The organism is Flavobacterium aestuarii (genome assembly GCF_040049115.1).
In the GTDB taxonomy this organism is placed as follows: domain Bacteria; phylum Bacteroidota; class Bacteroidia; order Flavobacteriales; family Flavobacteriaceae; genus Flavobacterium; species Flavobacterium aestuarii.
The window spans coordinates 349,269-364,670 of sequence record NZ_JBDLZZ010000001.1 but is presented as its reverse complement, the minus strand read 5'-3'; the positions used below and the strand labels follow the sequence as shown (position 1 = coordinate 364,670).

12 protein-coding genes are annotated in these 15,402 nt (G+C 36.6%); 11 read left to right on the top strand and 1 reads right to left on the bottom strand.

The window, feature by feature from the left end:
- The first annotated feature begins 27 nt into the window (after positions 1–27).
- Together ABEG11_RS01380 and ABEG11_RS01375 are read left to right on the top strand one after the other, a co-directional pair.
- Positions 28–486, top strand: coding sequence for a VOC family protein (locus ABEG11_RS01380; protein WP_348822410.1), 459 nt, complete (start codon positions 28–30; stop codon positions 484–486).
- Between the two features lie 159 nt (positions 487–645).
- Entirely contained in the window at positions 646–1,131 is a 486-nt protein-coding gene (locus ABEG11_RS01375; protein ID WP_348822409.1) for a hypothetical protein, read from the top strand.
- A 91-nt stretch (positions 1,132–1,222) separates the two neighbouring features.
- Here ABEG11_RS01375 and ABEG11_RS01370 read toward each other — a convergent pair whose 3' ends face one another.
- On the bottom strand, positions 1,223–1,792 hold the full coding sequence (locus ABEG11_RS01370) for a pentapeptide repeat-containing protein (protein ID WP_348822408.1): 570 nt from the start codon (positions 1,790–1,792) through the stop codon (positions 1,223–1,225).
- Positions 1,793–2,019: 227 nt separating this feature from the next.
- On the opposite strand from ABEG11_RS01370, the gene ABEG11_RS01365 reads away from it, so the two are divergent.
- The 9 genes from ABEG11_RS01365 to ABEG11_RS01325 all read left to right on the top strand — a co-directional run bounded on the left by ABEG11_RS01365 (position 2,020) and on the right by ABEG11_RS01325 (position 15,364).
- Positions 2,020–3,240: a hybrid sensor histidine kinase/response regulator gene (locus ABEG11_RS01365; RefSeq protein WP_348822407.1), complete on the top strand. Its 1,221-nt coding sequence runs from the start codon at positions 2,020–2,022 to the stop codon at positions 3,238–3,240.
- A gap of 23 nt (positions 3,241–3,263) precedes the next feature.
- Positions 3,264–6,830, top strand: a complete 3,567-nt coding sequence (locus ABEG11_RS01360) for a response regulator (RefSeq protein ID WP_348822406.1) — start codon at positions 3,264–3,266, stop codon at positions 6,828–6,830.
- 12 nt (positions 6,831–6,842) lie between these two features.
- Entirely contained in the window at positions 6,843–7,208 is a 366-nt protein-coding gene (locus ABEG11_RS01355) for a response regulator (protein ID WP_348822405.1), read from the top strand.
- 2 nt (positions 7,209–7,210) lie between these two features.
- Positions 7,211–8,020, top strand: coding sequence for a CheR family methyltransferase (locus tag ABEG11_RS01350; protein WP_348822404.1), 810 nt, complete (start codon positions 7,211–7,213; stop codon positions 8,018–8,020).
- Positions 8,002–8,586, top strand: a complete 585-nt coding sequence (locus ABEG11_RS01345) for a chemotaxis protein CheB (RefSeq protein ID WP_348822403.1) — start codon at positions 8,002–8,004, stop codon at positions 8,584–8,586. The genes ABEG11_RS01350 and ABEG11_RS01345 overlap by 19 nt, the downstream gene beginning before the upstream one ends.
- Positions 8,587–8,847: 261 nt before the next feature.
- Positions 8,848–9,246, top strand: a complete 399-nt coding sequence (locus ABEG11_RS01340; RefSeq protein ID WP_348822402.1) for a hypothetical protein — start codon at positions 8,848–8,850, stop codon at positions 9,244–9,246.
- A gap of 202 nt (positions 9,247–9,448) precedes the next feature.
- Positions 9,449–10,531: an efflux RND transporter periplasmic adaptor subunit gene (locus ABEG11_RS01335; RefSeq protein ID WP_348822401.1), complete on the top strand. Its 1,083-nt coding sequence runs from the start codon at positions 9,449–9,451 to the stop codon at positions 10,529–10,531.
- Between the two features lie 242 nt (positions 10,532–10,773).
- Positions 10,774–13,944, top strand: coding sequence for an efflux RND transporter permease subunit (locus tag ABEG11_RS01330; protein WP_348822400.1), 3,171 nt, complete (start codon positions 10,774–10,776; stop codon positions 13,942–13,944).
- Positions 13,934–15,364 (top strand): TolC family protein, encoded by a 1,431-nt coding sequence (locus tag ABEG11_RS01325; RefSeq protein WP_348822399.1) that lies wholly within the window; start codon positions 13,934–13,936, stop codon positions 15,362–15,364. Before ABEG11_RS01330 ends, ABEG11_RS01325 begins: the two co-directional genes overlap by 11 nt.
- Positions 15,365–15,402: the final 38 nt, after the last annotated feature.

Sequence of the window (15,402 nt, the reverse complement as noted above, 5' to 3'; positions counted from 1 at the left end):
GTATTAAGTTGAAAATTTTTAAATCTTATGGGAACATCACACATTTATCCGGGCGCTTATTCATTGAATGCTTATATAGCAGTAAAAGGATGCAGTGAAGCTATAGAGTTTTACAAAAAAGCTTTTGGCGCAATAGAACGAGGAAGATTACTGCATCCGGACGGAAAAGTCGCTCATGCAGAAATCACAATTGAAGGTTCATTATTGATGCTTTCTGAAGAGAACAGCGATTGGGGAAATATAAGTCCAAAAACGATTGGCGGTAATCCCTTAACTTTTGGTTTGTATGTTAAAGATGTGGATGCCGTATTTCAGAAAGCAGTTGATGCCGGCGCAACGGTAAAAATGGAGCTCAAAGATGAGTTTTATGGAGACCGCACTGGACAGGTTGAAGATCCTTTCGGTTACAAATGGATGATAGCCACTCATAAGGAAGACGTAAGTTTTCAAGAGATGCAGAAACGTTTTGATGAAATGTTTCAATGAGATATGGGTTGGTTTAATGTTTTGAAAATGAGTTAAAAAGAAAGAATTTTTGTGTATTTGTAAAGTTAATTACCGCTGTATTTACAGCATTTAATAGTAACTTTACTAAGGATAGTATAATATAAATAAAACGTTATAAGTAACTTAAAAATATATATTATGAAATCACAAATTGCAGTTTATGACACCCACGACAAAGCAGTCAGTGCTATAAAACGATTGAGTCAGGAGAACTTTTCTATGGATCATGTTTCACTGCTGGGCAAAGCTGAAGTGATTGAAGATCATATTCAAGTTAAGTCACTTGATACTATAAAAAAGGCTCCGGCTGTCATTGGGATGGGAGCGGGTACGCTTCTTGGTCTGCTTTCCGGGGTAGGTGTATTTGCAATTCCCGGCTTTGGGTTTCTGTATGGAGCTGGCGCACTTGTTGGGATTATTGCTGGTCTTGATTTAGGCCTGATTGCCGGAGGCGCGATTTCGCTTTTGTCTTTTACAGGACTTAAAGAAGAAGAGTTAGTCAAATGCCAGGAACATCTAAAAGAGGGAAAATTTATGGTAATCGTAAAAGGAGCCCAAGAAGAAATTGAAAGAGCAAAACACATTTTGCATACAGACGGAAATCATCTGGAGATGATCGCTTAATTTTTTTATATTATTTAAAAACTGAAATAATCTAATGAGTTTCCTTAACAGCTTTGATTTTTGGCTGTTAAGGGAATTTTTTTTTTCAGAATCAGTTTACTATTATGTCATGTTTATAAAGCAGTCCTTTTAGTCCTTCCAATGAGAAAATGGCTTTCTTTAATTTGGTCGTTTTTGGATCAATTGTATAATGTCTGCTGGTCTTGAAATTGGCTCTGTTTGCAATGGCTTTTGCAAATTCGGCGCGGTATAAATCACAATTTTCAAAAAGCACTTCGGTCAGATCCGCAGCCATAAAATCGACGGCTATTAAGCTGCAGTTTACAAAAGGTGTCCCTTTTATCTTCAGCGTATAAAATTTTGAAAAATCTAGAATGCAATCGTAAAACCGTACCTCAAAAATCAGCTTGCTGCACATGGCAAAATTAACTTCCTTAATGGTGCATCGATTGAATGTTACGGTTCTGAAACCGACATGATTTATTCTCGCTCCATCAAAATTGCAGTCATTGAATACACAATCGATAAAAGTAACATCTATAAAACTGCAGGCAGAAAAAGTACAATTGTTAAACGTGCATTGTTCGAATTCCTTAAAATTCAATTCTTCCACATTATAAACATCATTGTTGTATTCTAAGTCGAAAAAATATTCTGGCATGAAAGGAATTTAATATGGTTTTGAACAAATAACAAAGTAACTAAAAATACAGCTGCTGATTATGCATACATTGATATTTTATAAATTATAAGCAAAAATATGTAAACCATTTGTGTTCAATTTCTTTAATTTTGGAACATAGTCCCAAAAAAAATATGCTAATAAAATGTATGAATAGGTAAATGTATTTTTATTTTTTATAAATAAAAGCAGCCCCGAAAAAAACTATGATATTAATTGTTGATGATATAAGGGCTAACATTGTTGCCTTAAAAAAGATTCTGGAACTTCATAATTTAGATGTTGATACTGCCTCATCTGGTGAGGAAGCATTGAAAAAAATTCTAAAAAAGGAATATGGCTTGATAATAATGGACGTTCAGATGCCAGGAATGGATGGCTTTGAAGTAGCCGAAATTCTGGCAGGCAGCAAGCGTACAAAAGATATTCCTGTAATTTTTTTATCTGCAGTAAACAAGCAGAAAAAATTCATATTTAAAGGATATGAAACGGGTGGGGTAGACTATATTACCAAACCCGTTGATTCTGACCTGCTGATTTTAAAAGTAAAAACATTCTTAAAAATTTACCATCAGCAGAACGAGCTGAAAACGGTCAGAGATTTGCTGTCTAAAGAAATTGAGATCAGGAAACAGGCGCAGGATAATCTTGAAGAAAAAGTTGCCGAAAGAACCATGCAATTAGTTTCTAAAAATGAAGAACTCGAACTTAGAAATCACGAATTACAGCAATTTTCCTGGGTAGTATCGCACGACTTAAAAGAGCCAGCCCGGAAAGTTCAGATGTTTATAAATATTATTGCTGAACGGTATCTTGTCAAAAATGATGCGGCTGCTGATTACATTGCGCGTACCATTCGTTCAGTTGAAAGAATGCAGGATCTTATTACTGATTTGCTCGAATATTCGAGACTTTCTTCGAAAGTTGTTCCAGAACAAACAGATCTCAATACTGTTCTGGAAGAAGTAATAGCCGATTTTGACTATTTAATCGAACAAAACAAAGCGGTTATTAAAGTGGATCCTCTTCCAGCAATAATAGCTATTCCGAGTCAGCTTAGGCAAGTGTTTCAAAACCTGATTGGAAATTCTCTTAAATTTTTACGAAAAGAGGTTACTCCTGTAATAGAAATAACGGCTGAAAAAATTGCAAATAAGGATTTTAACAGTCCTGTATCTCCAACAGGAAATTTTATTCGAATAATAGTCAAGGACAACGGGATTGGTTTTGACGAAATCCATCTCGAAAGGATTTTTATGATATTTCAAAGCCTCCATGACCGCCAGACATATCAGGGTACAGGAATTGGACTAGCTATTACCAAAAAAATAATAGAAAAGCATAATGGCTTGATAACAGCCAAAAGCTCAGAAGGTGCAGGAGCAAGCTTTATCATTATTCTGCCTATCGAGAGCCAATTAAAATAAACCTATACTATATTTCAAATTTTATGAAAGATAATTTCAAGAGAAATCTATTAGTGAGTTCCTCAATCTCATTGATAATTTTAATGCTAAGTTCTGTAGCATCTTTTTTAAGCATTCAAAACTTATTAACGAGCAACTCATGGGGAAATCATGCACAGGAAGTAATTTCTAATCTGCATAAAGGCAATGCGCTTTTATTTGAAGCACAGTCTGCAATGCGCGGGTTTCTGATTACCGGAGACGAAGCATTCATAGATGATATTTCCCAGACTGAAAAAGAATCCAATAGCTATTTTGATAAATTAGAATTGCTTACTTCTGATAATGATCATCAGCAGCGCAGCCTTATTCGCTTAAAACCGGTCCGTGCCAAATTTTTTGCTTATATTAAAAAGCGTATTGCTCAAAAAAGATACAATCAAACGGCACAATATGACCTGACCTTTGGAAAAGAGCTGATGAATGATATTAGCCAAATAACCAATAGTATAGAGAATTACGAGAATAAGCTTTTACAAGAGCGTATATTAACTTCTAAAAACTATGGTCTTTATACAGTTGTCTTGATTATAGTGGCATTTGTAATTTCTCTGATTATTACAATTGTATTTTTTGTGAGAGTCCTCACGGATTATAATGAACGGACCTTATTGCAGAAAGAGCTGATGAGGAAAGATGAAGAAACTGCACAAAGAATTAATGTTATAAGTGATATTGCTGCTAGTATCTCCAAAGGAAATTATGAAATTAAAGCAGAAGATCTGCAGAGTGACGCTCTGGGCAGTCTGGGTGAATCGTTAAACACGATGGGATTGTCATTAAAAAAATCGTTTCATTTATTGGCCGACAAGGAATGGTTTCAAACAGGAATTGCCCAGCTCAATAATGCTATGCTGGGCGAAAAACCAATGGTTGAACTTACAAAAGATATTATTGAATTTTTATGTATCTATACCAGCAGCAGTGCAGGCGCTTTTTATATATTGGATGGTGATGAACTCCAATTGACGGCTAGTTACAGTTATATTCCAAATAAAGACAGAGAGCGTATCAAAAAAGGGGAAGGTTTGGCAGGCCAGGCAATTGTTTCAGGAAAAATATTGGAGCTGAAATCTTTTTCGCCAGATAATATTATGGTAACTTATGCTTTAGGTGAAATAAAGCCCAATCACATAATAGCAGTTCCTCTATATGATTCTACAATTGGAGGTGTATTGGAATTGGTCAGCCTTAACGAGTATTCCGAAATGGATTTGGAGTATTTAACCAGTGTTGCTAATAATATTGGAATCACATTAAGATCTACTAAAAACCGATTGCGATTGAATGAATTGCTGGAAGAAACCCAAAGCCAGTCCGAAGAACTGAGAATCCAGCACAGAGAAATGGAGGCAATCAATTCTGAATTGGAAACACAGACTGAAAAATTGCAGGCTTCAGAAGAAGAATTAAGAGTACAGCAGGAAGAATTGCAGCAGATCAATGAGGAACTATCGGAACGCAGTGTTTTATTAGAAGAAAAAAATATCGAAATCCAGAAAAAATCAGAGGATTTGGAATTGAGTACCCGATATAAATCAGAGTTCTTGGCAAATATGTCGCATGAACTAAGAACGCCCTTAAATTCAATTTTACTGCTAAGCCGTCTCCTTGCCGAAAACAATGATACCAATATGAATGAGGAACAGATAGAATTTGCCAGGGTTATTCAAAGTTCTGGAAATGGTTTACTGGCACTTATTGACGAAATTTTGGATCTTTCTAAAATCGAGGCTGGAAAAATGGACTTAGAACTGCTTGATGTTTCTACAAAAGAAATCACAGACAGCCTGAAAAATCTTTTTGTTCATGTTGCCAAAGAAAAAAATATCCAGTTTGATATTATTGATAAAGATGCGCCCTCAATTATTAAAACTGATAAAATGAGGCTAGAGCAGATTCTTAAAAATCTTATTTCAAATGCTATAAAATTCACAGCAGCAGGAAGTGTAACTGTCGAAATTAAGATGGCAGATTCTGACGAAAACATTATCTGTTTTATTGTAAAAGACACAGGAATTGGAATACCGTATGAGAAACAGCCCCTGATTTTTGAAGCTTTTCAGCAAGCAGACGGTTCTACCAAACGAAAATATGGCGGAACTGGCTTAGGATTATCAATAAGCAGAGAATTGGCCAAACTTCTGCATGGGGACATTTCTCTTAAGAGTACAGCAGGCGAGGGAAGTGAGTTTACTTTGTGCTTGCCTGTAATTGGTTATATCAAAGATAACGGCAATGCAGGAGTTTTGCCCGAAATAGAAACATTGGCTGTACAGCAGACAGCTGAGGATGAAAAGGAAAATAAATTTATAAGCTTAAGTATTCCTGAGGAAATAGAAGATGACAGAAATTCTATTCTGCCCAGTGATAAAGTGATATTGATTGTTGAAGATGACATAAATTTTGCCAAATCATTACTCACTTTCAGCAGGAAAAAAGGTTATAAGGGGATTGTGGCTGTTCGAGGCGATTATGCTTTGAATTTTGCATTATTATATAAGCCACATGGGATTCTGCTAGATATCGAACTCCCGGTTTTAAACGGCTGGCAGGTTTTGGAGGAGTTCAAAGGCAATAGCCGGACCAAGCATATTCCCATACACATTATGTCATCACATAAGTTAAAACAGGAGAGCTTATTAAAAGGAGCTGTAAACTTTTTGGAAAAACCAGTCGCTTTTGAAAAAATGCCCGAAGTTTTTAAAAGAATTGAAGATATCATTAACAAAGAATCCCAAAAAGTTCTCATTATAGAGGATAATACCAAGCATGCCAAAGCATTAGCCTATTTTCTGGAAACAAATAATATCGTTTCCGAAATAAAAAGCGATATTGACCAGAGCATTGAAGCATTGACTAAAAATAATCTTGATTGCGTAATTCTTGATATGGGTATTCCAAACAAGAATGCTTACGAGATTTTAGATGTCTTCAAGAAAAATCCAGAGCTGGAAAACCTTCCAGTAATTGTATTTACAGGCAAAAGCTTATCTATTAAGGAGGAATTAAAAATTAAGAAATATGCTGATTCTATTGTGGTAAAAACGGCACATTCATTTCAGCGGATGCTGGACGAAGTTTCGCTGTTTCTTCATTTGGTAGAAGAAAATAAAAACCCTGCGGGCAAAAATGACGCCTTTAAAAAGCTGAGCCTGCTCAATAATGTGCTCGCAGATAAAACAGTTTTGGTGGTCGATGATGATGTAAGAAATATTTATTCATTAACCAAAGCTTTAGAAGCATTCAAAATGAATGTTATTACAGCGATAGACGGCAAAGAAGCTTTAAAAGCTTTAGAGGAACAGCCCAATACCGATGTGATTTTACTGGATATGATGATGCCTAATATGGATGGGTATGAAACCGTGCAGCGCATAAGAAAAAATCCTAAGCTTAAAAAACTGCCAGTGATTGCAGTAACAGCCAAGGCTATGACAGGCGATAGGGAAAAATGCATTACTGCCGGCGCCTCAGATTATATTACAAAACCAATAGATATTGACCAGCTTTTATCTTTATTGCGAGTTTGGCTGTATGACAAAAATTAAAATTATAGCAGTATGGATAAAAAAAGAGTTTTGATTATTGATGATGATAAACGAAATATTTTTGCATTATCAGCAACATTGAATGCAAAATCATTTGATTGCGTATCGTGTCTAAGTGCCGAAGAAGCTTTAGCAATCCTGCGAAATAATGAACATTTTGATGCGATACTCATTGATATGATGATGCCTGATATGGATGGCTACGAAGCAATTCCCTTGATAAAAAAAATACCGACGCCAATTACAGCAGTTATAGTTTCGGTTACGGCGCAGGCTATGGTTGGGGATAAGGAAAAGTGCCTGCAGGCTGGAGCCGACGATTACATATCAAAACCTATTGATGTAGATAAATTATTGAGCATTTTAAGCAGTATTTAAGCATGATTGAAGATGTAGAACTCGAAACACTGATTAACCTTGTATATGAATACTATGGTTTCGATTTTGGAGGCTATTCCAAAGCTTCGTTAAAACGCCGCGTCAACAGGCTTTATCAATTGGATGGATTTAGCCATTTTCATGATTTTTTAACAAAAGTGAGATTTGACTCGGATTACTACAAAAGAATGGTAGAAGAAATCACGGTCAACGTGACAGAAATGTTTAGGGATCCACAGTTTTATGCAGTACTCAGGCGGGAAATCTTTCCTGTATTAGCTGCAAAACCCTTTATCCGGATTTGGCACGCAGGCTGTTCTACTGGCGAAGAGGTGTATTCTATGGCAGTTATGCTAAAAGAGGAAAACCTGCTGCATAAGTCATTGATTTATGCTACTGATATTAATGATCAGGTTTTAAATACAGCAAAAAAAGGCGTTTTTCCATTAAGGATGATGAAACAGTATTCTGAAAATTATCTGGCATCCGAAGGGAAAAAAGATTTTTCAGCTTATTATTCGGCTAATTATGGAATTGCAAAATTCAACGAAGAATTATCGGATAGAATGGTGTTTTCGCAGCACAATCTGGTTTCGGATAGTTCGTTTAATGAATTCGATTTAATCTTATGCCGCAATGTGCTGATTTATTTTGATAAAGATCTTCAGGAAAGAGCTTTACAGTTGTTTGATGACAGCCTTCCAGCATCAGGTTTTTTGGTTTTGGGAGCCAAAGAAACTATCAAATACTCCAGGCTGCAAAGCAAGTATAGCCAATTTGAGAAAGAAAAGATATGGAGAAAGATGATATAATATCAGGATGTAAGGTGGTTCTTATTGGAGGCTCAGCCGGCAGCCTTAAAGTGCTGTTGCAGATTTTGCCACAATTGTCTGTTATTCCTGCTTTTGCTATTGTTATTATTCTTCATCGAAAAAATACTACTGATTCTATCCTAGAGCAGTTAATTGCTTTAAAAACAGTTTTGCCTGTCAAAGAAATAGAAGATAAAACGTTGCTTGAGCCTGGTTTTATTTATATAGCTCCATCAGATTATCATTTATTATTTGAAAAAAATGGATTACTGTCATTGGATATTTCCGAAAAAATCAATCATAGCCGGCCTAGTATTGATGTATCTTTCGAATCGGCGGCAGAGGTTTACACAACTTCATTAGCAGCAATCCTGCTGTCTGGAAGCAACTCAGATGGCACCTTAGGGCTTAAAGAGGTACAAAAACTTGGCGGCAAAATTATTGTACAGAATCCACTGAGTGCCGAAATGCCTTTTATGCCCAATTATGCTATTCTAAATACCATCCCGGATTTTATTCTGGATGCGGATGGAATTGCAAAACTGCTTCAGACTGCAAATACATAAAAACCGTTATTGGTTTTTTATGTATTTTCTAATTCTTTTTTATAGGAAAAAAATAGAATTACTGATATGTTTTGCAATTATACTGCCAGCTCTTAAATATTTTGTAGTTTTTTTTATACTAATATTTAGTAAATAAATGTTAAAGAAATAAGCACTATTGCTAATTATGTATTAAAGAAAACGTTTTCGTTTTTATTTTTCATAACTAAGCCTTAAATAATAGTTTTTTTATTTTAATCTTTTATTAATTTTGGGGTCATTATGAGAGGAGCTATTTTATATCTTGTGTGTATATTTTCTCTGCTGTTAGGCGGAGGGCAATATTTGCGTGCAGAAACTTCTTCTAATACTATTATAGTTCACTCTCCTTCTTTTGATTTAATAAAAAAACATCAGATAAAAGTCAAAAAAGGCGAAACAGGCAGTGTTTTGATAGAAGAAGCTGATACCGATCTGGACGAAGAGCTTCATACTGATAATTTAAACAAGGGCAGTTTTAATAAAGCTCTGGCAGCTAATAAAAATGTATTGCCAAACTGGTATGTGACATTCTCAAGTCACTTGCTGTATAAGGATAATTCCAAGAAATTTAATTTTTTTGCGCCATATTACGGCCATTATAATCCTATTTATCTCGAAATAGGAGTTTTCAGAATTTGATTCTATATCACATCAATTACTTTAGGTGTGACTTATAGATGTCCAATGTTTGTATATAATCTTTATATGTTAATGTTGGTTTATTAAGTATTTTTCATCCTGGACAACTTAGTTTCACCTTGGTAACTGATGGTCTTTTCTGACCTTAGGAATTCCTGTATTCCTAAAATTTTCATCCGCTTAATTACCAATTTTTTATACTATGAAGAGAATTATCATGTTCACTGGCATTTTTGCCGTGTTGTCCCTTGCCAGCTGTACAAGCAAGAAAGAAGAAAAAGAAGAAGCCGAAATTTTTGAAGTTACTAATCCTGTAATGATTGACACTTCGTTTACGAAGCAGTATGTTTCGCAGATACGTTCTGTCCGAAACATTGAAATCAGAGCTCAGGAAAAAGGATTTCTGCAGCATATTTATGTTGATGAAGGCCAGTTTGTAAAAGCCGGACAGGTATTGTTCCGCATTATGCCAAAAGTCTATGAAGCAGAATTATTAGGCGCACAGGCAGAAGAAAAAGCGGCCGAAATCGAATTAAAAAATGCTAAAACATTAGCAGATAAAAATATAGTTTCAAAAAATGAGCAGGCAGTTGCCCAGGCAAAATTAGATCAGGCCAAAGCCGAAGTTGCTCTTGCTAAAGTTCATTTGTCATTTACCGAAATCAGAGCTCCGTTTGACGGAACTATTGACAGAATCCCAAAGAAACTAGGAAGTCTTATCGATGAGGGCGAATTGCTTACCAGCCTTTCCGACAACAGCCAGATGTTTGCTTATTTCAATGTTTCTGAACCTGAATACTTGGATTATGAAACCAATATTAAAGGCAGAGCCCAAAGCAGAGTAGGTCTGCTATTGGCTAATGGTACCACATTTAAAGAAAAAGGAAATGTAGAAGTTATCGAAAGTGAATTTGATAATGAAACTGGAAATATTGCTTTCCGTGCTCGATTTTCTAATCCGGGTAAACTGCTGAAACATGGAGAAACCGGAAAAATACTGATGGAAGCGCCTCTTCATAATGTGATTGTGATTCCGCAGAAAGCGACTTATGAAATTCAGGACAAAAAATATGTTTTTGTTGTGGATAAAAATGATGTTGTGACTTCAAAAGAGATTACTATCAAAGGAGAAATTCCTGATTTGTATATGATTGACAGCGGGATTACTGTAAATGATAAAATCCTGCTTGAAGGTGTTCAGAAAGTTAAGGATAATGATAAAATTCATTATAAATATACAGCACCTAAAGAGGTTATTGCTCATTTGCGATTAAAAGCGGAGTAGACATTTTTAAACACATAAGGCATATAAGTTTCATATAAGCAGAAAAAAAGTAAAATAAATATCCCATATAGGAAATGTAAGTTCATATAAGGACAAAAAAGAAAATTTAAATGATCTTCAATGACTTATATGGTTAGAAAAAAAGTCAAGTAGCAAAGTAAAAAACTTATATGACTTATATGTTTAAAAAATGAAATGCCGCTAAACACGAATTTGATTTAATCATAAAAAAATAGAAACAAATGTTTGATAAATTTATACAAAGACCAGTTATGTCGATAGTGATATCGCTTATAATTGTCTTTTTGGGGGTGCTGTCAGTGATGAATCTGCCAATCACCCAATTTCCATCCATATCACCGCCAATGGTGAACATTACCGCTGATTATCCGGGTTCCAATGGAGAATTGATGATTAAATCGGTTGTTATTCCGTTAGAAAGAGCGCTAAACGGTGTTCCGGGAATGAAATACATGACTTCTGATGCGGGGAATGACGGTGAAGCTAGTATTCAGGTTGTATTTAACCTAGGAACCGATCCTAATCAGGCAGCAATTAACGTTCAGAACCGTGTAGCTTCGGTTACCAATAAACTGCCTCCATTGGTAGTAAGGGAAGGTGTGAAAATCACCCGTGAGGTTCCAAGTATGTTGATGTACGTGAATCTTTTTAGTACCGATAAAAATACTGACCAAAAATTCCTGTACAATTATGCCGATATCAATGTTTTGTCCGAATTGAAAAGGGTAAACGGTATTGGTTCCGGAGATATTTTGGGAACACGTGAGTATGCAATGCGTATCTGGCTGAAACCGGACCGCATGCTTGCTTATAAAATTTCGGCTGAAGAGGTAATGGAAGCATTATCCAGTCAGAGTCTGGAAGCTTCGCCGGGAAAAACTGGGGAAGCTTCAGGAAAACGTTCTCAGGCATTTGAGTATGTATTGAAATATTCTGGAAGGTTTACCACCAAAGAGCAGTATGGCAATGTGATATTGAGATCCAGTCCAAACGGAGAAATTCTGCGTTTGAAAGACGTTGCTAATATTGAATTTGGAAGTTCAATGTATGATATTTATTCGAATCTGAACGGAAGACCATCAGCTGCGATCGTACTGAAACAGTCTTTTGGAAGTAATGCCAATCAGGTTATCGAAGATTTGAAGGCTAAATTGGAAACCATCAAGAAAAAATTCCCAAAAGGAATGGATTATGAAATTTCGTATGACGTTTCTAAATTCCTTGATGCTTCTATCGAAAAAGTAATTCACACTCTGATTGAAGCGTTTATTTTGGTAGGATTGGTTGTGTTCCTTTTCTTAGGAGACTGGCGTTCTACGGTTATTCCTGCGATTGCAGTACCGGTTTCGTTAATCGGAACTTTTGCGTTCATGCAGTTTTTTGATATTTCACTGAATTTAATTACTTTGTTTGCCTTGGTTTTGGCAATTGGAATTGTCGTCGACGATGCCATTGTAGTTATTGAAGCCGTCCATGCCAAGATGGAAGAAAAACATCTTTCAGCCTTGAAGGCAACTAAAGAAGCAATGCACGAGATTTCGGGAGCTATTATTGCGATTACATTCCTGATGGTGGCCGTATTTATTCCTGTTACGTTTATGGCAGGTCCTGTTGGAATGTTTTACAGACAGTTCTCTATTACAATGGTAACAGCGATTGTTCTTTCGGGAGTAGTAGCATTAACATTAACACCGGCACTCTGCGCGATGATGCTGACCAATAATCATGGAGTTCCGAAAAAGAAAACACCTATTAACCGATTTGTAGATGGTTTCAACAATATGTTTAACCTTACGCAGACGAAGTATCAAAATGTACTTGGGAAAATAGTAAACAGAAGAGCAGTTACAATTGTTGTGCTTTTAGGATTCTGCGCAGGAACTTGGTTTGTGAGCAGTACAGTTCCTTCAGGATTTATTCCAAATGAGGATCAGGGAATGTTTTATGCTATTATTCAGACACCTCCGGGTTCATCATTGGAAAGAACAAATGATATTTCGGTGAAACTTCAAAAAATAGCCGAAACTGTAGAAGGAGTACAATCTGTTTCTTCATTGGCAGGTTATGAAATTTTGACTGAAGGTACAGGATCGAATGCAGGAACCTGTCTGATCAATCTTAAAGACTGGAAAGACAGAAAGCATTCTGTACAGGAAGTTATGACAGAACTGGAAGAAAAGTCGAAAGACATTCCAGGTGCTAATATCGAATTTTTCCAGCCGCCAGCAGTGCCAGGTTATGGAGCTGCGGGAGGATTTGAGCTTCGTTTATTAGACAAAACGGGTTCCGGCGATTATAAGAAAATGGAAAAGATAAACAGTGATTTTGTTAAAGAACTTAACAAACGTCCTGAATTATCGAATGTTTTCAGTTTCTACAGTGCCAGTTTCCCTCAGTACATGATGAAAGTAGACAATGATTTGGCACAGCAAAAAGGAGTATCTATCGAAAATGCGATGAATACCTTATCTACGCTGGTGGGAAGTAACTACGAAATCAGTTTCATCAAATACGGAATTAATTATAAAGTTATTGTTCAGGCAGCTCCGGAATACCGTGCTTTGCCAGAGGATATTCTAAAGCTTTATGTGAAAAATAATAAGGATGAAATGGTGCCGTTTTCTGCTTTTATGAAACTGGAAAAAGTATACGGTCTGTCGGAAATTACCAGACATAACATGTATACTTCTACAGAAATCAGCGGTGCAGCAGCTCCGGGATACAGCTCTGGAACAGCTATTAAAGTTATACAGGAAGTGGCAGCCGAAAAACTGCCAAGAGGATATGATATTGACTGGGCAGGTATTTCCGCCGATGAGGTGGCACAGGGGAATCAGGCAATCTGGGTTTTTCTTATCTGTTTAGGTTTTGTTTATTTGGTTTTGGCAGCTCAGTATGAGAGTTTTATATTGCCATTGTCTGTAATTTTATCATTGCCGGCTGGTATATTTGGTGCATTCCTTTTACTGAAATTTACTGGATTGGAGAATAATATTTATGCTCAGGTTGCCATGGTAATGCTTATTGGTTTACTGGGTAAAAATGCCGTTTTGATTGTAGAATTTGCCATTCAGAAACATGCTGCAGGAAAATCGGTGCTGGAAGCTGCCATGGAAGGTTCAAAAGCGAGGTTCCGTCCTATCTTGATGACATCATTTGCGTTTATTGCCGGATTACTTCCGTTAGCTTTTGCGACTGGTCCAGGTAAAATTGGTAACAGAACCATTGGTACTGCAGCGGCAGGAGGAATGCTTGTAGGTACAATCTGCGGTGTATTCATAATTCCTGGACTGTATTATGTTTTCGGCCGAATAGCTGAAAGATTTACCTATGTTAAAAATCAAAAAGAAAATCCATTAACTGAAGAATTTGATGATCATCATGCAGTATAATAAGTCATTTAAATATATTGTCCCGCTGGGTATCTGCCTGGCGGTGGCAAGCTGTACACCGGTTCTCGCGCCTTTGGCAGAGAAAAAAGCCGTGCCGCAGTCTTTCGATAAAAGTACCGATACTACAACTATTGCAGCCACACCGTGGAGAACTTATTTTAAAGATCCAAACTTGGTAAATCTGATTGATACTGCTCTGAAAAATAATCAGGAGTTACAAATCACTCTGCAGGAAATTGAAATTGCCAAAAATGATATCCGTGTAAAAAAAGGACTGCTGTTACCGCAGGTTGGTTTAGCAGCAGGAGCAGGAATTGAAAAAGTAGGACGTTACACGAGCCAGGGTGCTGGTGACGCTTCGACCGAAATCATGCCAGGAAAAGAAATGCCGGATCCATTAGGAGATCTTAAAATTGGTGCTTATGCAAACTGGGAGGTAGATATCTGGAAAAAACTTCGCAATTCCAAGAAAGCAGCAGTTAGCCGTTATTTATCAACTGTGGAAGGGAAAAATTTTGTAATCACTAATCTTATTGCCGAGGTTGCCGATTCATATTACGAATTATTGGCCTTAGACAATCAATTGGAGATTGTAAAACAGAATATCACTTTGCAGACCAATGCTTTGGAAATTGTTAAAATCCAGAAAGAAGCTTCGAGAGCAACAGAATTAGCGGTTCAGAAATTTCAAGCTGAGGTGATGGCTTCAAAAAGCATGGAGTTTGACATTCTTCAGAACATAAAAGAGACGGAGAATAAAATTAATTTCCTGTTAGGGCAGTATCCGCAGGAAATAAAAAGGGACAAGACAAATTTTGCTGCTTTATTACCGTCAGCTGTTAATTCAGGGATTCCGTCACAATTACTGGCCAACCGTCCTGATATCAAACAAGCCGAATTGGAGCTTGAAGCAGCAAAACTGGATGTAAAAACTGCCCGTGCCGAGTTTTATCCATCGCTAGATATTACAGCAGGAATAGGATTTAATGCTTTCAAACCATCATATCTGTTTACGCTTCCAGAGTCGTTATTGTATTCATTAGCAGGAGATATTGCAGCTCCTCTGATTAACAGAAATGCTCTGAAAGCCGAGTACAGCTCTGCCAATGCAAGACAGATTCAGGCTTTGTATAATTATGAACGTACAATTCTGAATGCCTATATCGAAGTTGCCAATCAGCTTTCTAAGATTAATAATTTAGAAAAAAGCTATGATTTAAAATCACAGCAGGTTGATGCTTTGAACCGTTCGATTGATGTAGCAGGCGATTTATTCAAATCGGCCAGAGTCGATTACTTTGAAGTTTTAATGACACAGCGCGATGCGCTGGAATCTAAACTGGAACTGATAGAAACCAAAAAAGAACAGCTTAATGCTTCTGTATATGTGTATAGAGACTTAGGCGGAGGATGGAAATAATCCTTCAGTAATATTGCAGTACAACTTTATAATACCAT